At 70.5% G+C, this 18154-nt stretch carries 18 protein-coding genes; 16 read left to right on the top strand and 2 right to left on the bottom strand.

Annotation, left to right across the window (positions count from 1 at the left end; translation table 11 throughout):
• The 4 genes from ACZ39I_RS16065 to ACZ39I_RS16080 all read left to right on the top strand — a co-directional run bounded on the left by ACZ39I_RS16065 (position 1) and on the right by ACZ39I_RS16080 (position 4507).
• Positions 1-1626 carry a YifB family Mg chelatase-like AAA ATPase gene (locus ACZ39I_RS16065; RefSeq protein WP_352389434.1) on the top strand — a complete coding sequence of 542 codons (1626 nt, stop codon included), beginning with the start codon at positions 1-3 and terminating at the stop codon, positions 1624-1626.
• Positions 1623-2780 (top strand): DNA-processing protein DprA, encoded by a 1158-nt coding sequence (gene dprA / locus ACZ39I_RS16070; RefSeq protein WP_467244999.1) that lies wholly within the window; start codon positions 1623-1625, stop codon positions 2778-2780. The genes ACZ39I_RS16065 and dprA overlap by 4 nt, the downstream gene beginning before the upstream one ends.
• A gap of 243 nt (positions 2781-3023) precedes the next feature.
• Positions 3024-3866 carry an RNA polymerase sigma factor WhiG gene (whiG, locus tag ACZ39I_RS16075; RefSeq protein ID WP_403664107.1) on the top strand — a complete coding sequence of 281 codons (843 nt, stop codon included), beginning with the start codon at positions 3024-3026 and terminating at the stop codon, positions 3864-3866.
• Positions 3867-3949: 83 nt separating this feature from the next.
• Complete coding sequence (locus ACZ39I_RS16080) at positions 3950-4507, top strand: TetR/AcrR family transcriptional regulator (protein WP_467245124.1); 558 nt, start codon at positions 3950-3952, stop codon at positions 4505-4507.
• A gap of 33 nt (positions 4508-4540) precedes the next feature.
• On the opposite strand, the gene ACZ39I_RS16085 is transcribed toward ACZ39I_RS16080, so the two are convergent.
• Positions 4541-5134, bottom strand: coding sequence for a M23 family metallopeptidase (locus tag ACZ39I_RS16085; protein ID WP_467245000.1), 594 nt, complete (start codon positions 5132-5134; stop codon positions 4541-4543).
• A gap of 272 nt (positions 5135-5406) precedes the next feature.
• On the opposite strand from ACZ39I_RS16085, the gene rpsB reads away from it, so the two are divergent.
• The 12 genes from rpsB (at position 5407) to ACZ39I_RS16145 (ending at position 17028) form a co-directional block, all read left to right on the top strand.
• A complete protein-coding gene (gene rpsB, locus ACZ39I_RS16090) occupies positions 5407-6357 on the top strand; it encodes a 30S ribosomal protein S2 (protein WP_467245001.1) in 951 nt (316 codons plus the stop codon).
• A gap of 182 nt (positions 6358-6539) precedes the next feature.
• The gene (gene tsf / locus ACZ39I_RS16095; protein WP_467245002.1) at positions 6540-7376 is read left to right on the top strand and encodes a translation elongation factor Ts; all 837 of its coding nucleotides are present in this window, start codon (positions 6540-6542) and stop codon (positions 7374-7376) included.
• 188 nt (positions 7377-7564) lie between these two features.
• Entirely contained in the window at positions 7565-8323 is a 759-nt protein-coding gene (pyrH, locus tag ACZ39I_RS16100) for a UMP kinase (RefSeq protein WP_403664116.1), read from the top strand.
• A 148-nt stretch (positions 8324-8471) separates the two neighbouring features.
• Positions 8472-9029, top strand: coding sequence for a ribosome recycling factor (gene frr / locus ACZ39I_RS16105; RefSeq protein ID WP_352389441.1), 558 nt, complete (start codon positions 8472-8474; stop codon positions 9027-9029).
• Positions 9029-10213 carry a phosphatidate cytidylyltransferase gene (locus ACZ39I_RS16110; protein ID WP_467245003.1) on the top strand — a complete coding sequence of 395 codons (1185 nt, stop codon included), beginning with the start codon at positions 9029-9031 and terminating at the stop codon, positions 10211-10213. Before frr ends, ACZ39I_RS16110 begins: the two co-directional genes overlap by 1 nt.
• 237 nt (positions 10214-10450) lie before the next feature.
• The gene (locus ACZ39I_RS16115; protein ID WP_467245004.1) at positions 10451-10780 is read left to right on the top strand and encodes a WXG100 family type VII secretion target; all 330 of its coding nucleotides are present in this window, start codon (positions 10451-10453) and stop codon (positions 10778-10780) included.
• Positions 10777-11715, top strand: a complete 939-nt coding sequence (locus ACZ39I_RS16120) for a WXG100 family type VII secretion target (RefSeq protein WP_467245005.1) — start codon at positions 10777-10779, stop codon at positions 11713-11715. Before ACZ39I_RS16115 ends, ACZ39I_RS16120 begins: the two co-directional genes overlap by 4 nt.
• On the top strand, positions 11712-11975 hold the full coding sequence (locus ACZ39I_RS16125) for a hypothetical protein (protein WP_467245006.1): 264 nt from the start codon (positions 11712-11714) through the stop codon (positions 11973-11975). Before ACZ39I_RS16120 ends, ACZ39I_RS16125 begins: the two co-directional genes overlap by 4 nt.
• A gap of 37 nt (positions 11976-12012) precedes the next feature.
• Positions 12013-13119, top strand: a complete 1107-nt coding sequence (gene rlmN, locus ACZ39I_RS16130) for a dual-specificity RNA methyltransferase RlmN (protein WP_403664130.1) — start codon at positions 12013-12015, stop codon at positions 13117-13119.
• Positions 13120-13250: 131 nt separating this feature from the next.
• Positions 13251-14357, top strand: coding sequence for a thiamine ABC transporter substrate-binding protein (locus ACZ39I_RS16135; protein WP_467245007.1), 1107 nt, complete (start codon positions 13251-13253; stop codon positions 14355-14357).
• Positions 14333-16003 carry an ABC transporter permease gene (locus tag ACZ39I_RS16140; RefSeq protein WP_467245008.1) on the top strand — a complete coding sequence of 557 codons (1671 nt, stop codon included), beginning with the start codon at positions 14333-14335 and terminating at the stop codon, positions 16001-16003. Before ACZ39I_RS16135 ends, ACZ39I_RS16140 begins: the two co-directional genes overlap by 25 nt.
• Positions 16003-17028 carry an ABC transporter ATP-binding protein gene (locus ACZ39I_RS16145; protein ID WP_467245009.1) on the top strand — a complete coding sequence of 342 codons (1026 nt, stop codon included), beginning with the start codon at positions 16003-16005 and terminating at the stop codon, positions 17026-17028. Before ACZ39I_RS16140 ends, ACZ39I_RS16145 begins: the two co-directional genes overlap by 1 nt.
• Before the next feature lie 370 nt (positions 17029-17398).
• Here ACZ39I_RS16145 and ACZ39I_RS16150 read toward each other — a convergent pair whose 3' ends face one another.
• A complete protein-coding gene (locus tag ACZ39I_RS16150; protein ID WP_467245010.1) occupies positions 17399-18091 on the bottom strand; it encodes an LAETG motif-containing sortase-dependent surface protein in 693 nt (230 codons plus the stop codon).
• Between the last annotated feature and the right edge of the window lie 63 nt (positions 18092-18154).

Below are 18154 nucleotides of genomic sequence, written 5' to 3' on the forward strand. Positions count from 1 at the left end.
ATGGGGTTCGCGCGTACGTGCTCGGTGGCGCTGGTGGGCGTCGAGGGGGTTGTGGTCGAGGTCCAGGCCGACCTGGAGCCCGGGGTCGCGGCCTTCACGCTGGTGGGGCTGCCGGACAAGAGCCTGACGGAGAGCCGGGACCGGGTGCGGGCGGCCGTCGTGAACTCGGGTGGTGAATGGCCCCAGAAGAAGCTCACGGTGGGACTCAGCCCGGCCTCGGTGCCGAAGGCGGGCTCGGGATTCGACTTGGCTGTTGCATGTGCCGTCCTGGGTGCCTCCGAGCGGATCGACCCGCGCGTGCTCGCCGACATCGTGATGATCGGGGAGCTGGGCCTGGACGGCCGGGTGCGTCCGGTCCGGGGCATCCTGCCCGCGGTGCTGGCCGCCGCGGACGCCGGCTACGTCCAGGTCGTCGTGCCGGAGTGCGCCGCGGCCGAGGCTTCGCTGGTGCCCGGGGTCTCCGTGCTGGGCGTCCGCAGTCTGCGGCAGCTCATCGCGGTCCTCGCCGACGAACCGGTGCCCGACGAGGAGCCGCATGAGCCGGGCCGCCCCGATCCGCTGCTGGCGGGCCTGCGGGTGCCGGGCACGGGCGCGGCGACGGGCATGCACAGCGCCGGAGCCGCTCAGCAGGACCACGGACACGACCTCGCCGACGTGGTGGGGCAGACCTCGGCGCGGACGGCCGTGGAGGTCGCGGCGGCCGGGCGCCACCATCTGTTCCTGGAGGGTCCCCCCGGCGCGGGCAAGACGATGCTCGCCGAGCGGCTGCCCGCGGTCCTGCCCCCGCTGGCCCGGGAGGAATCGCTGGAGGTGACGGCGGTGCACTCGGTGGCCGGACTGCTGCCCCCGGGCAAGCCCCTGATCGACGTCGCCCCCTACTGCGCCCCGCACCACTCGGCCACCATGCAGGCGCTGGTGGGCGGCGGCAACGGCATCGCCCGTCCCGGCGCGGTCTCGCTCTCGCACCGGGGGGTGCTCTTTCTCGACGAGACTCCCGAGTTCAACACCCAGGCTCTCGACGCGCTGAGGCAGCCACTGGAGGCGGGGCACGTGGTGATCGCGCGCAGCGCGGGTGTCGTACGGTTCCCGGCGAAGTTCCTGATGGTCCTCGCGGCCAACCCGTGTCCCTGCGGTCGCTTCTCGCAGACCGACGACTTCTGCGAGTGCCCGCCCTCGGCGATCCGGCGCTACCAGGCCCGGCTCTCCGGTCCACTGCTCGACCGGGTCGACCTGCGGGTGCAGGTGGACCGTGTCACGCGTGACCAGCTTGCCGGACGCGGCGCACGGGGCGAGTCGACCGCCGTGGTCGCGGACCGCGTGCGGGCCGCCAGGGAACGCGCGGCGACGCGCTTCGCCGGCACCCCGTGGCGGACCAACAGCGAGGTGCCCGGACGCGAGCTGCGCAACCGCTGGCACGCCGTGTCCGGGGCGATGGACGAGGCCGAGCGCAATCTGGAGCGGGGCGTCCTGACCGCCCGGGGACTCGACCGCGTCCTGCGCGTCGCCTGGACCGTCGCGGACCTCGTCGGACACGACCGCCCGGACGCGACGGACGTCGCCCTGGCGCTGCAACTGCGCACCGGAGTGCCCCGGGGCGTGCCCATGGCCATCGGGGCGCTGACGTGACCCGCGACCAACCCGACGACGAGCTGCTCGACCGCGTCTTTCTGGCTCGGGTCGTCGAGCCCGGTGACGAGGCCGCGGGGCGGTGGATCCGGGAATGGGGCGTGGAGGAGGTGGCCTCGCGGTTGCGCGGGTGCGGGGAGCCGCTGCCCGGGGTGAGCGAGAAGAGATGGAGCGGCATGCGGGCCCGGGCTCTAGTGGCCGAACCGCTCCGGGATCTCGCCGTCGCGTTCCAGGCCGGCGCCCGGTTCGTCGTTCCCGGGGCAGCCGAGTGGCCGGGGCAGCTCGACGACCTCGGGGACGCGCGGCCGCTCGGACTGTGGGTCCGGGGGCGGCCCAGCCTGCGGATGTGGGCGCTCAGGTCCGTCGCCCTCGTCGGGGCCCGTGCCTGTACCGAGTACGGGGGCCACATGGCGGCCACCCTCGCCACCGGGCTCGCCGAGCTCGGGTGGGTCGTCGTGTCCGGCGGGGCCTACGGGGTCGACGGTGCCGCCCACCGCGGTGCCCTCGGCGCAGGGGGTGCCACCGTCGCCGTCCTGGCCTGCGGGGTCGATCGGCCCTATCCGCGCGGACACACCCAGTTGATCACCAGGATCGCGGAACAGGGCCTGGTGATCGGGGAGTTGCCGCCCGGCGATCATCCGACGCCCAGCAGATTCGTGCTGCGCAACAGGGTGATCGCCGCCCTCACCCGGGGCACCGTGGTCGTCGAGGCCGCCCACCGCAGCGGCTCACTGGTCACCGCCCGCGCGGCACAGCGGCTGGGCCGTCACACGATGGGGGTCCCCGGGCCGGCCACCAGCAGTCTGTCCGCCGGGGTGCACGAGCTGCTGCGGAGCGGTGCCACGCTGGTCACGGACGCCGCCGAAGTGGTGGAACTGGTCGGCGACATGGGGGAGCTGGCCCCCGACCGGCGCGGACCCGTGCTGCCGCGCGACCTGCTGGACCCGGAGGTGCGCAGGGTCCTGTCCGCGCTGCCCGGGCGACGGGAGGCCGGCGTGGACGAGATCGCGCGCGGGGCCCAGACGACCCGGGACGACGCCATCGCGAGACTGTACGAACTCCGTGCACTTGGTTACGTCGAACGACACGGCGACGGCTGGAAGTTGACACGCCAGGCGATGATCTCCGTGCGGGGCGGCCGCGGCCCGTGTTGACCGAGCGTGTTCGGCCGTCCGGGGGAACCCCGAAGGCCTTGGGAATTCCCGCAGTTGAGGCGTTCCGTTGATCACACAGTGCGACGGCCGTGCCCTGCGGGTGCGGCCCGCGGAACGCGTCCGTGCAGGAACCCGGGCGCACTGTTTGCGCACTGCGACGCCTCAGTCACGCTACGCTCACGGGGATTCCGACGCACTTCACGTACATCGCGTACTTCACGGCAGAACGGCACAAGGCGACGAATGCCCCAGCACACTTCCGGGTCCGACCGGGCGGCGATCCCCCCAGCCGCCCGTGACGGTGGCAGCGTGCGGCCGCCCGCTCCCTCGACCCTCGACGAGCTGTGGCGGTCGTACAAGGCGACGGGAGACGAGCGGCTGCGAGAGCAGCTGATCCTGCACTACTCACCGCTCGTGAAGTACGTCGCCGGGCGGGTGAGCGTCGGTCTGCCGCCCAACGTCGAGCAGGCCGACTTCGTCTCCTCGGGGGTCTTCGGGCTCATCGACGCGATCGAGAAGTTCGACATCGACCGGGAGATCAAGTTCGAGACGTACGCGATCACCCGGATCCGGGGCGCGATGATCGACGAACTGCGGGCGCTGGACTGGATCCCGCGCTCCGTGCGGCAGAAGGCGCGCAACGTCGAGCGGGCGTACGCGACGCTGGAGGCACGGCTCAGACGGACGCCCACGGAGGGGGAGGTCGCCGGCGAGCTGGGGATCGCCGTGGACGATCTGCACGCGGTGTTCAGCCAGTTGTCGCTGGCCAACGTGGTGGCCCTGGAGGAGCTGCTGCATGTCGGCGGCGAGGGCGGCGACGGGCTGAGCTTCATGGACACGCTGGAGGACCCCGCAGCGGACAACCCCGTGGAGGTCGCCGAGGACCGGGAGCTCCGGCGGTTCCTCGCGCGGGCCATCAACACCCTGCCCGAGCGGGAGAAGACCGTGGTGACCCTCTACTACTACGAGGGGCTCACGCTCGCCGAGATCGGGAACGTGCTCGGTGTGACCGAGAGCCGGGTCAGTCAGATCCACACCAAATCCGTGCTGCAACTGCGGGCGAAGCTGGCCAGTTTCGGCCGCTGACCTGGCCGGACGGGTGGAGTGACTCCCGTCGGCGGTGGTGCGTCCGTACAGTGGTTGACGTGCCAAGGATTCGAGCGGCCTCCGTGGCCGAGCACCGGTCGATGCAGCGAGCCGCCCTGCTGGACGCGGCTCGCTCTTTGCTGTCCGAGGGCGGGACGGAGGCGCTGACCTTCCCGGCTCTCGCCGAGCGGACGGGGCTCGCGCGCTCGTCCGTGTACGAGTACTTCCGGTCGAGGGCCGCCGTGGTCGAGGAGCTGTGCGAGGTCGACTTCCCGGTGTGGGCCGCGGAGGTCTCGGCGGCGATGGCCGCGGCGCAGGGCGCGGAGGCCAAGGTCGAGGCGTATGTCCGGCGGCAGCTGACACTGGTGGGGGACCGACGGCATCGGGCCGTCGTCGCCATCTCCGCGAGCGAGCTGGACGCGGCAGCCCGGGAGAAGATCCGGGCGGCGCACGGCGGACTGGTCGCGATGATCGTCGAGGTGCTCGGCGATCTGGGGCACGAGCAGCCTCGGCTGGCGGCGATGCTGGTGCAGGGCGTGGTGGACGCGGCGGTGCGGCGGATCGAGCTGGGGGCCGCGGAGGAGCCCTCGGTGATCACCGAGGCCGCGGTTTCCATGGCGCTGCGGGGCGTGCGGGGCTGAGGCCCGTCCGGGCTGCTGGGCTGTCGAGGGCGGTCAGGGCAAGGGGACGCCGAGTACGGGGAGCAGCCTCGACGGGCCCCTGCGCAGGAGCCACGGCGGGAGCAGGGACAGGGGATCGAGATAGGTCTCGCCTCTGCGCAGCCCCCAGTGCACGCAGGTCGTCGTGCAGTGGGAGCCCGTTGCTTCCACCGTGCCCACCACCTCGCCCGCCTCCACCTCGTCGCCCTTCTCCACCGACGCCGTCACCGGCTCGTAGGTCGTTCGCAGATCCGTGCCCGTCAGCTCCACCGAGACGACCCCCTTGCCCGCCACTCGGCCCGCGAAGGACACCCGGCCCGGTGCCACCGCCCGGACCGGGGTGTCGGCGGGTGCTGCCAGATCCACGCCCCGGTGGCCGCGGCCGTACACCGTCGCCGGTGGTTCCCAGCCGCGCAGGACCGTCGGGCGGGTGCCCAGCGGCCAGGTGCGGCCGATCGCCGGTACCGAGACGTCCGTAGCCGTAGCCGTAGCCGTCGGGGCGAGGGGGGCCTGCTCCGGCGCGGGTGCCGGTGCCGTCAGGAACAGCAGAAACCCCAGCACCAGCCACGTACCGCACCGCCCGAATCGACCGCATCGCTTCGCTCGCATGCGGAAACCGTCCCGCATCCGCCCCGGCCGCGGCCGGGACCTGTGGACTACTCCCGGGTTGTGGACAGCGGCGTCACCCGGTACCTCGCCGGTCCCGTACACTTCTTCTGGCGATCCGGGTCACCGGGTCGACTTCGCACGCCCCGACATCTCGCCGTCACACGGTCGGTGTCAGCGCCTCTCGGTCCTTTGCGGCAAGGCGCGTCGCGGGCGTCAGGCGCGGGTGCCCTCCGGTACCCGCGGTACAACCGAGAACACCAAGGAGAACGGCCATGGCCGTCGTCACGATGCGGGAGCTGCTGGAAAGCGGCGTCCACTTCGGTCACCAGACCCGTCGTTGGAACCCGAAGATGAAGCGCTTCATCTTCACGGAGCGCAACGGCATCTACATCATCGACCTGCTCCAGTCGCTGTCGTACATCGACCGCGCCTACGAGTTCGTCAAGGAGACCGTCGCCCACGGCGGCACGGTCATGTTCGTCGGCACGAAGAAGCAGGCGCAGGAGGCCATCGCCGAGCAGGCCACCCGCGTCGGCATGCCCTACGTCAACCAGCGCTGGCTGGGCGGCATGCTCACCAACTTCTCGACCGTCTACAAGCGTCTGCAGCGCCTCAAGGAGCTCGAGCAGATCGACTTCGAGGACGTCGCCGCTTCCGGTCTGACCAAGAAGGAGCTTCTCGTGCTCTCGCGCGAGAAGGCCAAGCTGGAGAAGACCCTCGGTGGTATCCGCGAGATGTCCAAGGTGCCCAGCGCCGTCTGGATCGTGGACACCAAGAAGGAGCACATCGCGGTCGGCGAGGCTCGGAAGCTCAACATCCCGGTCGTCGCGATCCTCGACACCAACTGCGACCCCGACGAGGTCGACTACAAGATCCCGGGCAACGACGACGCGATCCGCTCCGTCACCCTGCTCACCCGCGTGATCGCCGACGCCGTCGCCGAGGGGCTCATCTCCCGCTCGCGCGTCGCCACCGGTGACAAGGGTGAGAAGGCCGCGGGCGAGCCGCTCGCCGAGTGGGAGCGCGACCTGCTCGAGGGTGGCGAGAAGAAGGCCGAGGAGGCTCCCGCCGAGGCCGCTCCGGCCGCCGAGGCCACCGAGGCTCCTGCTGCCGAGGCCCCCGCCGCCGAGGCCGAGGCCCCGGCTGAGGCTCCCGCCGCCGAGGCTCCTGCCGCCGAGGCCGAGGCCGAGGCCGCTCCGGCCGCGGACGCCGAGCAGGCCTGATCCGTCAGCGTCAGGGGTGACGGCGGGAGCGGTACCGCATTCATCAGCGCCTCCGGCGCGGTGAACTCCGCTCCCGCCGTTCACCCGTAGGTCATCGGAGAGTCGGCGGCCCCCGGCTACATGGGGGCCGCAGACCCCGTAGATCTTCGATCTTCCAGACTTCGAGAAAGATTCACAGACTCATGGCGAACTACACCGCCGCCGACGTCAAGAAGCTCCGTGAGCTCACGGGCGCCGGCATGATGGACTGCAAGAAGGCGCTGGACGAGGCCGAGGGCGACGTCGAGAAGGCTGTCGAGGCGCTCCGGATCAAGGGCCAGAAGGGCGTCGCCAAGCGCGAGGGCCGCTCCGCCGAGAACGGCGCGGTGGTCTCCATCATCGCCGACGACAACGCCTCCGGCGTTCTCGTCGAGCTGAAGTGCGAGACGGACTTCGTCGCCAAGGGCGAGAAGTTCCAGGCCGTCGCCAACGCGATCGCCGAGCACGTCGCCAAGACCTCCCCGGCCGACCTGGAGGCCCTGCTCGCCTCCGAGATCGAGGCCGGCAAGACCGTCCAGGCATACGTGGACGAGGCCAACGCCAACCTCGGCGAGAAGATCGTCCTGGACCGCTTCGCGCAGTTCACCGACGGCTTCGTGACCGCGTACATGCACCGCACGATGCCCGACCTGCCCCCGCAGATCGGTGTCCTCATCGAGCTGGACAAGCCGAACGCCGAGATTGCCAAGGGCGTCGCCCAGCACATCGCCGCCTTCGCGCCGAAGTACCTCTCCAAGGAGGACGTGCCGGCCGAGGTCGTCGAGTCCGAGCGTCGTATCGCCGAGGAGACCACCCGCGCCGAGGGCAAGCCCGAGGCCGCGATCGCCAAGATCGTCGAGGGTCGCCTGAACGGCTTCTTCAAGGACGCCACGCTGCTCGGTCAGCCGTACGCGCTCGACAACAAGAAGTCGGTCCAGAAGGTTCTGGACGAGGCCGGTGTCACCCTGAAGCGCTTCACGCGTATCAAGGTCGGCATCTGAGTCCGTACCGCGAGCGACGCGCGGGCCCTATAGGGTCGTCAGCAGTCGTCCGGTACGCCGCCACGCACGCGCGTGGCGGACGACAGCAGATCTGACGAGGAGGCCATTGCCGCGCATGGGATGCGAACCAGTTCCCACCGGCAGTGGCCTTCTTCGTATGTGCAACAGGTGAAAGAGGCGGGATCCCCATGACCACCAAGGCCCAGAAGAGCGACGACGGCAATGTGCGCGGCCGGTTTCTGCTGAAGCTGTCCGGAGAGGCGTTCGCCGGTGGCGGGGGCCTGGGTGTGGACCCCGACGTGGTGCACAAGATCGCCCGTGAGATCGCCGCCGTCGTCCGGGACGGTGCCGAGATCGCCGTCGTCATCGGTGGCGGCAACTTCTTCCGCGGTGCCGAACTCCAGCAGCGCGGCATGGACCGCGCCCGCTCGGACTACATGGGCATGCTCGGCACCGTGATGAACTGCCTCGCCCTCCAGGACTTCCTGGAGAAGGAGGGCATCGACAGCCGGGTGCAGACCGCCATCACCATGGGCCAGGTGGCCGAGCCGTACATCCCGCTGCGCGCCGTCCGCCACCTGGAGAAGGGCCGCGTGGTCATCTTCGGCGCCGGCATGGGCATGCCGTACTTCTCCACCGACACCACCGCCGCCCAGCGCGCCCTGGAGATCGACGCCGAGGCACTGCTCATGGGCAAGAACGGCGTGGACGGGGTCTACGACTCCGACCCGAAGACCAACCCCGACGCGGTCAAGTTCGACTCCCTCGGATACGGCGAGGTCATCACCCGTGACCTGAAGGTCGCCGACGCCACGGCCGTCACGCTGTGCCGCGACAACAAGCTCCCGATCCTGGTCTTCGAGCTCCTGGCCGAGGGCAATATCGCCCGAGCCGTCAAGGGTGAGAAGATCGGCACGCTTGTGGGTGAGCAGGACAGCCGGGACTGACCCGGGATACACCCGGTCCCTGGCCGGGGGATGGACAATGTCCTGCCGGTCCGGAACCGTGCAGGAAGAAGACGCGACGCAGCCGGCCGCCGCCCCCACGCATACGGAACAGCAGCCGGGCCTACTTCAAGACACGCAGGAGCAAGTGGTGATCGAAGAGACCCTCCTCGAGGCCGAGGAGAAGATGGAGAAGGCCGTCGTGGTCGCCAAGGAGGACTTCGCCGCGATCCGCACCGGGCGTGCGCACCCGGCGATGTTCAACAAGATCGTGGCCGACTACTACGGCGCGCCGACGCCGATCAACCAGCTGGCTTCGTTCTCCGTGCCGGAGCCGCGCATGGCCGTGGTGACCCCGTTCGACAAGAGCGCGCTGCGCAACATCGAGCAGGCGATCCGCGACTCCGACCTGGGCGTCAACCCGAGCAACGACGGCAACATCATCCGAGTGGTGTTCCCCGAGCTCACCGAGGAGCGCCGCCGCGACTACATCAAGGTGGCCAGGAGCAAGGCCGAGGACTCGCGCGTGTCCATCCGCTCGGTCCGCCGCAAGGCCAAGGACGCGATCGACAAGCTCGTCAAGGACGGCGAGGTCGGCGAGGACGAGGGCCGCCGTGCGGAGAAGGAGCTCGACGACGCGACGCACAAGTACGTCGCCCAGGTGGACGAGCTCCTCAAGCACAAGGAAGCGGAGCTTCTCGAGGTCTGATGAACGACTCTTCCTGGGCGACTCCGCCACACGCCGGGTACTGGGGGCCGTCCGACCAGGGGCCTGTCCAGGGGGCCGCCCCGGCGGGTCCCGCGTACGATGCGCATGACGCGCAGCACACTCGCCCCATGCCCATCGTGCCCGACGGACCCGCCGTACCCCGATACGGCGACGACCAGGATGACGACCGGGGGACCGCTCGGCTGAGCGGTCCCTTGTTCCGGGACGGTACGTCCCGGGACGGGACGTACCGCGACGACACGTTCCGTGCAGAGACCGCATCGGCGCAGCCCTACGCGGCGGCACCGCAGAAGCAGAATCCGGAGCCCATGCCCGACGCCTCGCAGCCGGCACCCGCGCCGCAGAAGAAGAGCGCGGGGCGGGACCTGGGCGCGGCCATAGGGGTCGGGGTCGGGCTCGGCGTGGTGATCATCGCGTCGCTGTTCTTCGTCAAGGCCGCGTTCGTCGGCGTGATAGCGGTCGCCATCGTGGTCGGGCTGTGGGAGCTGACGAAGCGGCTGGAGGAGCGCAAGGGCATCAAGGCGCCGCTCGTGCCGTTGGCGCTCGGCGGGGCCGCGATGGTCGTCTCCGGGTACGTCCGGGGCGCGGAGGGTGCCTGGGTCGCCATGGCGCTCACGGCACTCGCGGTCCTCGTCTGGCGGATGACGGAACCGCCGGAGGGATACCTCAGGGACGTCACGGCGGGTGTCTTCGCGGCGTTCTACGTGCCGTTCCTGGCCACGTTCGTCGCCATGATGCTGGCGGCCGAGGACGGGGCGGCTCGCGTGCTGACCTTCCTGCTGCTGACCGTCGTCAGCGACACCGGCGCCTACGCGGTCGGCTGGCGCTTCGGCACCCACAAGCTCGCGCCGCGCATCAGCCCCGGCAAGACCCGGGAGGGCCTGGTCGGAGCGGTCACCTTCGCGATGGCGGCGGGTGCGCTGTGCATGGAGTTCCTGATCGACGACGGCGCGTGGTGGCAGGGCCTGCTGCTCGGGCTCGCGGTGGCGGCCAGCGCCACGCTGGGTGACCTCGGCGAGTCGATGATCAAGCGGGACCTCGGCATCAAGGACATGGGCACGCTCCTGCCGGGCCACGGCGGCATCATGGACCGTCTGGACTCCCTGCTGCCGACGGCGCCGGTGGTGTGGCTGTTGCTGGTGCTGTTCGTGGGCAGCGGCTGACGCACGAGGACGGGCGAGGGGCGGTAGCGACGGCTGCCGCCCCTTTGCGTTGCGTCACCGCAGGCGTGGTGGGGCCGTCATCGCGGGCATGGCGGAGATCTGTCACGTGGGCATGGCGGAGGCCAGGGCGGCGCAAATTGTGTGTCAGGCCTTGCTTGGCATACGTAAAGGGGCCGTTTCCGCGGGAGTTCGTCCGGGATGCTGACCGCCGCGTCGGTTTTCGAACGGGGGAACAGGATGAGCGGGCAGTTCGGGGTGGACCCCGAGACGTTGACGGATCTGGCGGGCAGGTTCGACCGGGAAGCGACGGGGCTTGCCGGGCCGATCGGGGCGTTCTCGGGGAGCGCGGCGGAGATCGGGCAGGCATTCGGGCTGCTGGGGATCTGTGACGGGGCGACGGAGAAGTACCGGCAGCTGCTGGAGAGCACTGTCAGGGCACTCGGGCAGCTTCCGGACGTGCTCAGGAGCGACAGCGACCGGCTGCGGTTGAACGCGACTCACTACACGGCCTCGGACCGCACTGCCCTCGACTATCTGCACTCCGCGGCCTCGGGTGGCCGTCCGTGAGCATCAACAGCTGGATCGACGGCAAGGTCCTGGAGATCCTGCAGGCCGCCGGTGTGGAACTCCCGGGCGGCGACGGCGACACGCTCCGGGCCATCGCCCGCGCCTGGGACGCCATGGGCACCGAACTGACGGACGTCGTAGGAGCCGTCGACGCCGCGATCGCCGGAGTCGACCGGCAGGGGTGGCACGGAGCCGCTCGGGACGCCTTCGAGAGCCACTGGGCGGAGCGGAAGAAGGTGGTTCAGGACGTTGCCGGCAACTTCCACCACGTCGCCGACGGTCTGCGCTCCTATGCCGACGAGATCGACGGGATCAACAAGGAGATCATCGACATCTGTGTGGAGATCGCCGAGATGGAGATCGCCGGGGTCGCGCTGTCGTTCTTCACCGGCTTCATCTCCGACCTCGTCGCGAACACGGCGGTGGCGGACTCGGGAAGCCTCATGGTGACCCAGGCCGTCAACGGGCAGCCGGTGACCGTGGGCGCCGACCTCAGGAACGGCGCGCTGCTCGCGGGCGGCACCGCCGGGTTCACCGCGGGCGCCGGCGCCATCGGGACCCGGGTCACGGGGGTGGCCGGAGACCTCCTGAGGGGGGAGGGCCTGCTCGGCACCGCGGTCAACGGAGCGCTCGGCAACGTGACGGGCGGTCTGACGGCCGACCACGCGAACGGCCAGGACGCCTCGACCATGGGTCAGGACGCTCTGACCAACGCCGTCGCCGGTGCCGCCGGAAACGCCCAGAACCACGGGGTCAACCATGCCTTGGAGGAGCACGGCAGCCTTGGCGGGGAACACCTCAGCGACCGGGGGAAGCTCGCGGACGCGGCGTTCAAGAACACCGTGGGGACCACTCTCAACACCGGCGTCTACGCCGCCGCGTCCGGTATCGAGTCCGACATCCAGAACCTGACGAAGGACGAGAACGACAAGTGAGCCCCCTCGGCGGAGCGGCCCTCGCGGCCGTGTTCACCCCCAACCCGGACCACCCCTCGACCTGGTCCGGCTTCTTCGGACTCGCCGCCTTCGTCATCGGATGCGTGATCGCCCTCGTCGGCATCTACGCGGCGGTCAGCACCTACCGTGGCCTGGAGCCGTCCCGCCGCCGCGGCCAGGCGCTCCCGATGACCCTCGCCGGCGGCTTCTTCGCCCTCGTCGGCCTGGCGGTGATGGCCCTCGGCGTGTGGATCTACTGACCGCGGTCCCGGAATGATCTGCGACACTGGTTGAGCTATGCCTAAGCCCGGAGAACTCACTTTCATCGCCCCCCGCGGAGCCAAGAAGCCGCCGCGGCATCTCGCCGACCTCACGCCCGCCGAGCGCAAGGAGGTCGTGGCCGGGATCGGGGAGAAGCCGTTTCGTGCGAAGCAGCTCTCGCAGCACTACTTCGCGCGGTACGCGCACGACCCGGCGCAGTGGACGGACATCCCGGCGGGCTCGCGCGGCAAGCTCCAGGAGGCGTTGCTTCCCGAGCTGATGACCGTCGTACGGCATCTGTCGACCGACCAGGGGACCACGCGCAAGACGCTGTGGCGGCTGTTCGACGGGACGCTCGTGGAGTCGGTGCTGATGCGGTACCCGGACCGGGTGACCATGTGCATCAGCTCTCAGGCGGGCTGTGGCATGAACTGTCCCTTCTGTGCCACCGGGCAGGCGGGACTGGACCGGAATCTGTCCACCGCCGAGATCGTGCATCAGATCGTGGACGGGATGCGGGCGCTGCGGGACGGGGAGGTTCCGGGCGGGCCCGCCCGGCTGTCCAACATCGTCTTCATGGGCATGGGTGAGCCGCTCGCCAACTACAAGCGAGTCGTCGGCTCCATTCGCGCGCTCACCGATCCCGCCCCCGACGGGCTCGGGCTCTCGCAGCGCGGTATCACCGTGTCGACCGTCGGGCTGGTGCCCGCGATCCAGCGGTTCTCCGACGAGGGCTTCAAGTGCCGGCTCGCGATCTCCCTGCACGCCCCCGACGACGAACTGCGCGACACCCTCGTCCCCGTGAACACGCGGTGGAAGGTGCGCGAGGTCCTCGACGCCGGGTTCGAGTACGTCGAGAAGAGCGGGCGCCGGCTGTCCATCGAGTACGCGCTGATCCGGGACATCAACGACCAGGCGTGGCGCGGTGACCGGCTGGGACGGCTGCTCAAGGGCAAGCCGGTGCACGTCAACCTCATCCCGCTGAACCCGACTCCGGGGTCCAAGTGGACCGCCTCCCGGCCCGAGGACGAGAAGGCGTTCGTGGAGGCCATCGCCGCCCATGGGGTGCCGGTGACGGTCCGGGACACCCGTGGGCAGGAGATCGACGGGGCCTGTGGCCAGCTCGCGGCCACCGAGCGGTAGTCTGACGACCGTACGCACGTACATCTTCATATCCGACAGGGGAGCGCCACAGCGCTGAGAGTGCGGCAATCGGGCCGCAGACCCTCTGAACCTCGCCCAGGTCATTCTGGGTAGGAAGTTCGGTCATCACCGTGAACAACAAGAAGTTCTGTGCTGTCGTCGTCGGCCTCGGCCTGGTCACGCTGTCCGCGTGCGGCTCGTCGTCGGACGACTCCGCAAGCTCCGGCTCCAAGACCGTCACGCTCGTCAGCCACGACTCGTGGGCCGTCTCCAAGAGCGTTCTCGCCGACTTCGAGAAGAAGTCCGGCTACCGGGTCAGGGTCCTGGAGGATGGCGACGCCGGGCAGGCCGTCAACAAGGCGATCCTCACCAAGGACAACCCCCAGGGCGACGTCTTCTTCGGTGTCGACAACACGCTGTTGTCCCGCGCGCTCGACAACGGCCTCTTCCAGCCGTACGAGGCCAAGGGCGCCGATGGGATCAAGGCCGGGTACCGGGTCGACGGGGACAAGGTCACGCCCATCGACACCGGCGACATCTGCGTCAACTACGACAAGGCCTACTTCACCGCGCACAAGCTCCAGCCGCCGACGTCGTACGACGATCTGATCAAGCCCGCCTACAAGAACCTCCTCGTCACCGAGAACGCCTCCACCTCCTCGCCGGGCCTCGGCTTCCTCCTCGGGAGTGCCGCGAAGTACGGAGATGGGGGCACCTCCCGCTCGAGCGAAGCCGAGAGTGGGGGAGGCTGGCAGGGCTACTGGAAGAAGCTCAAGGCCAACGGCGTCAAGGTCGTCGACGGCTGGGAGCAGGCCTACAACGAGGAGTTCTCCGGTTCCGCCGGGGGCAAGAAGGCGAAGGCCGACCGGCCGCTCGTCGTGTCGTACGCCTCCTCGCCGCCCGCCGAGGTGATTTACGCCGACCCGAAGCCGAAGACCGCCCCCACCGGGGTCGCGCAGGGCACCTGCTTCCGGCAGATCGAGTACGCCGGACTGCTGAGCAACGCGAAGAACAGCAAGGGCGGCAAGGCGCTCCTGGACTTCCTGCTCACCAAGGAGTTCCAGCAGGACATGCCGCTCAACATGTTCGTCTATCCGGTCATCGACGGCGCCCAGGTGCCGGCCGAGTTCACCGCCTACGGTCCGCAGGCCAAGGATCCCGAGACCATGGACCCGGCGAAGATCGCCGACAACCGTGACGACTGGGTCAAGTCATGGACCTCGCTCGTACTGAAGTAAGGCCCCGCAAGGGCGTCAGGAACGCGGCGGCCCGGCTCGGGCTCGTGGCCGTGCCCGTCGCGTTCTTCGCCGTCTTCTTCGCCTATCCCGTCGCCGCGATCGTCACGCGCGGACTCAAGGCGGGCGGGACCTGGCACTTCGGCCGGATCACCGATGTCCTCGCCCAGCCGGACATCCGGCACGTCCTGTGGTTCACCACCTGGCAGGCGCTCGCCTCCACCGCGCTCACGCTCCTGATCGCGCTCCCCGGCGCGTACGTCTTCGCGCGCTTCGACTTCCCCGGCAAGCAGATCCTGCGGGCCGTGGTCACCGTCCCCTTCGTGCTGCCGACGGTCGTCGTCGGTACGGCCTTCCTGGCGCTGGTGGGACGCGGCGGGCTGCTGGACGACCTGTGGGGCGTACGGCTGGACACCACCGTGTGGGCGATCCTGCTCGCGCACGTCTTCTTCAACTACGCGGTCGTCGTACGGACCGTCGGCGGCCTGTGGGCCCAGTTGGATCCGCGTCAGGAGGAGGCCGCGCGGATGCTGGGCGCGTCCCGGCTCCGGGCCTGGCGGACGGTCACGCTCCCCGCGCTCGGGCCCGCCGTGGCCGCCGCCGCTCTCATGGTGTTCCTCTTCACCTTCACCTCCTTCGGCGTGGTGCAGATCCTCGGCGGGCCGACCTTCTCGACCCTCGAAGTGGAGATCTACCGGCAGACCTCCGAGATCTTCGACCTGTCCACGGCCGCCGTGCTGACGCTGATCCAGTTCGTCGCGGTGGGCGCGGTCCTCGCCCTGCACGCGTGGACCGTACGGCGCCGGGAGACCGCGCTGCGGCTCGTGGACGCGTCCGTGACCGCCCGGCGGCCGCGCGGCGCGGGGCAGTGGGGGCTGCTGGCCGGGGTCGTGGGCTGTGTCGCCGTACTCCTCGTGCTGCCGCTCGCCGTGCTCGTCCAGCGGTCGCTGGATGCCCCCGGTTTCGGCTACTACCGGGCGCTGACCCGCAGCGACGGCGGGATCTTCCTCGTCGCGCCCATCGAGGCGGTCGGGAACTCGCTGGAGTACGCCCTCGCCGCGACCGCCATCGCGGTGGCGGTCGGGGGTCTGGCGGCGGCCGCGCTGACGCGACGGGACGCGGGACGGTTCGTACGGGGCTTCGACGCGCTGCTGATGCTGCCGCTCGGGGTGTCCGCGGTGACCGTGGGCTTCGGGTTCCTGATCTCCCTCGACGAGCCGCCGCTGGACCTCAGGCAGTCCTGGATCCTGGTGCCGCTCGCCCAGGCGCTGGTCGGGGTGCCCTTCGTCGTGCGGACCATGCTGCCGGTGCTGCGGGCCGTGGACCACCGGCTGCGGGAGGCCGCGGCCGTGCTCGGGGCCTCCCCGTGGCGGGTGTGGCGGGAGGTCGATCTGCCCATGGTGCGGCGGGCGTTGCTGATCGCGGCGGGCTTCGCCTTCGCCGTGTCGCTGGGCGAGTTCGGGGCGACCGTGTTCATCGCACGGCCCGACAATCCGACCCTGCCGGTCGCCGTGGCCCGGCTGCTCGGGCGGGCCGGGGACCTCAACTACGGCCAGGCAATGGCCCTTTCGACGATCCTGATGGTGGTGTGCGCGGTGGCGCTGCTGGTGCTCGAACGGCTGCGGACCGACCGGACCGGGGAGTTCTGATGCTGCTGAGCCTTGAGGACGCGACGGTTCGGTTCGGCGGGCGGGCCGTCCTCGACGGAGTCGGTCTCGATGTCGCCGAGCACGAGATCGTGTGCGTGCTCGGGCCCAGTGGCAGCGGGAAGTCGACACTGCTGCGGGCGGTCGCCGGGCTGCAACCTCTCGACGAGGGACGGGTCCTGCTCGACGGGCGTGACCAGGGCGGGGTGCCCGCGCACAAGCGCGGGGTCGGGCTGATGTTCCAGGACCATCAGCTGTTCCCACAGCGGGACGCGGGCGCCAACGTGGCCTTCGGGCTGCGGATGCAGGGGGTTTCCAGGGCTCGACAGGACGAGCGGGTGCGCGAGTTGCTCGACCTCGTCGGGCTTCCGGGGGCCGGCCGGCGGGCCGTCGCGGGACTCTCCGGGGGTGAGCAGCAGCGGGTCGCGCTGGCCCGGGCGCTCGCTCCGCGGCCCCGGCTGCTGATGCTGGACGAGCCGCTCGGGCAGCTGGACCGTTCCCTGCGGGAGCGGTTGGTCGTCGAACTGCGGGAGCTGTTCGGGCGGTTGGGAACCACCGTGCTCGCGGTGACCCACGACCAGGGGGAGGCCTTCGCGCTCGCCGACCGGGTCGTGGTGATGCGGGACGGGCGGATCGCCCAGTCCGGTACGCCGCTCGAGGTCTGGCAGCGGCCGGCGGACGAGTTCGTGGCCCGCTTCCTCGGCTTCGAGAACGTGGTCGAGGGGACGGTGACGGGCGAGGCCGCGGACACGGTGTGGGGCAAGGTGCCGGTGCCTTCGGGAGCCGCCCAGGGGGTCCGGAGCGTGCTGGTGCGGCCCGCGGGGGTGCGGCTCGTGGCGGCCGACGAGGGGCTGCGCTGCACGGTCGGCGCGCGGACCTTCAAGGGCACGCATGTCGCCGTACACCTGCATCCCTCGGAAGGCGACGGGCCGCGGCTGGAGGCGGCGTGCGCGCTGCGCGAGGCGCCGGAGGTGGGGGACGTGGTCGGGGTCGAATTCAGCGCTGCCGAAATTGTGGTGCTTGGCTGACGGGGGCGGACCTACGACTCACGTCGATATGCAGTGCTCGGCGTCGTCGTCGGCCGGGGGGGAGGTTGCGCTCACCCGCGCTTGCGGCGTGCCGCTGCGCCCACCCGTGCCGCCCCAGCAGCATGACTGCCCGCAGCTGCGCACGGAATGCGGTGACGGGATGCGGCCGGTCGGAGCTACGTAAGCCTCCTCGCACGCCCCTCTGTTCCGCGCACCGACAAGCCGGGGCCGTTGACCTCCGTCATGCTCGCCTTCTACCGGCGACTGCCGCCGGGCCACCCGGAGTTCTGGCTGGAGCGGACGGCCTTCGGGTGAACAGGGCGGTGGCCCGCCCCCGTTGAGGGGACGGGCCACCGAACTGCTGTGGGTGTCAGCGGCTGCCGGCGCCACGGCGGCGCAGGCCGAAGAACACGGCGCCGCCACCGAGGGCGACCAGGGCGATCGCGATCCCGGCGATCAGGCCGGTGTTGGAGTTCGCACCGGTCTCGGCGAGGTTGGAGTCGCCGGCCGCGGGCGACGGGGCGTTGCTCTCGACGGTCGCCGGAGCGGTGGTGCCCTCCGAGGCCGACGGGGTCGGGGTCGGGGACTCCTCGGCCGGGGTGCTGGCGGAGTCCGACGGGGTGGGCGTGGGCGTCGGGGTCGGCGTGTCCTCGGTCTTGCAGGCGGTCGCCGGGGTGGTCAGGTTGGGCTTGATGTCCTCGCCCTTGATGTAGGGCAGGGCTTCGACGTGGATGCGGTACTCCGCGTTGGGCGCCCAGTCCTCCTCGAAGGTGATGGTGGTGCCGGCCTTGGAGCCCTTCACCGTCTGCTCGCCGACCTTCTTCGCGTCGGCGCCGTTGTTCTGCAGGTACACCGAGACGGTGGCCTCGACGCCGGCCTTGTCCACGTCGGTGACGGTGATGACGCCCTTGTCGCCGTCACACTTCGCTTCGGCGGAGAACTCGTTGATGTTGCAGGCAAGGGCGTTGCCGGAGGCGCCGAGCACGATCGCGGTCGTGGCGGCGGCGACGCCGAGGAAGCGCGCGGCGCGGGAGGTGCGGCGGGATATGGGCGTGAATGCCACGTTCATCCTTCACGGGGTGCGCAAATGCGGGGGGTTGGAAGGTTGGTGATACGACATCACCAA

This window comes from Streptomyces sp. NPDC024687 (assembly GCF_055559055.1).

What these genes read in the sequence shown, in the direction of transcription:
- ACZ39I_RS16110 (WP_467245003.1), top strand. Translation starts at nt 9,029, where the DNA reads ATGAACGACTCTTCCTGGGCGACTCCGCCACACGCCGGGTACTGGGGG.
- ACZ39I_RS16140 (WP_467245008.1), top strand. Translation starts at nt 14,333, where the DNA reads ATGGACCTCGCTCGTACTGAAGTAAGGCCCCGCAAGGGCGTCAGGAAC.
- tsf (WP_467245002.1), top strand. Translation starts at nt 6,540, where the DNA reads ATGGCGAACTACACCGCCGCCGACGTCAAGAAGCTCCGTGAGCTCACG.
- ACZ39I_RS16115 (WP_467245004.1), top strand. Translation starts at nt 10,451, where the DNA reads ATGAGCGGGCAGTTCGGGGTGGACCCCGAGACGTTGACGGATCTGGCG.
- ACZ39I_RS16065 (WP_352389434.1), top strand. Translation starts at nt 1, where the DNA reads ATGGGGTTCGCGCGTACGTGCTCGGTGGCGCTGGTGGGCGTCGAGGGG.
- ACZ39I_RS16085 (WP_467245000.1), bottom strand. Translation starts at nt 5,134, where the DNA reads ATGCGAGCGAAGCGATGCGGTCGATTCGGGCGGTGCGGTACGTGGCTG.
- whiG (WP_403664107.1), top strand. Translation starts at nt 3,024, where the DNA reads ATGCCCCAGCACACTTCCGGGTCCGACCGGGCGGCGATCCCCCCAGCC.
- ACZ39I_RS16145 (WP_467245009.1), top strand. Translation starts at nt 16,003, where the DNA reads ATGCTGCTGAGCCTTGAGGACGCGACGGTTCGGTTCGGCGGGCGGGCC.
- pyrH (WP_403664116.1), top strand. Translation starts at nt 7,565, where the DNA reads ATGACCACCAAGGCCCAGAAGAGCGACGACGGCAATGTGCGCGGCCGG.
- rpsB (WP_467245001.1), top strand. Translation starts at nt 5,407, where the DNA reads ATGGCCGTCGTCACGATGCGGGAGCTGCTGGAAAGCGGCGTCCACTTC.
- rlmN (WP_403664130.1), top strand. Translation starts at nt 12,013, where the DNA reads ATGCCTAAGCCCGGAGAACTCACTTTCATCGCCCCCCGCGGAGCCAAG.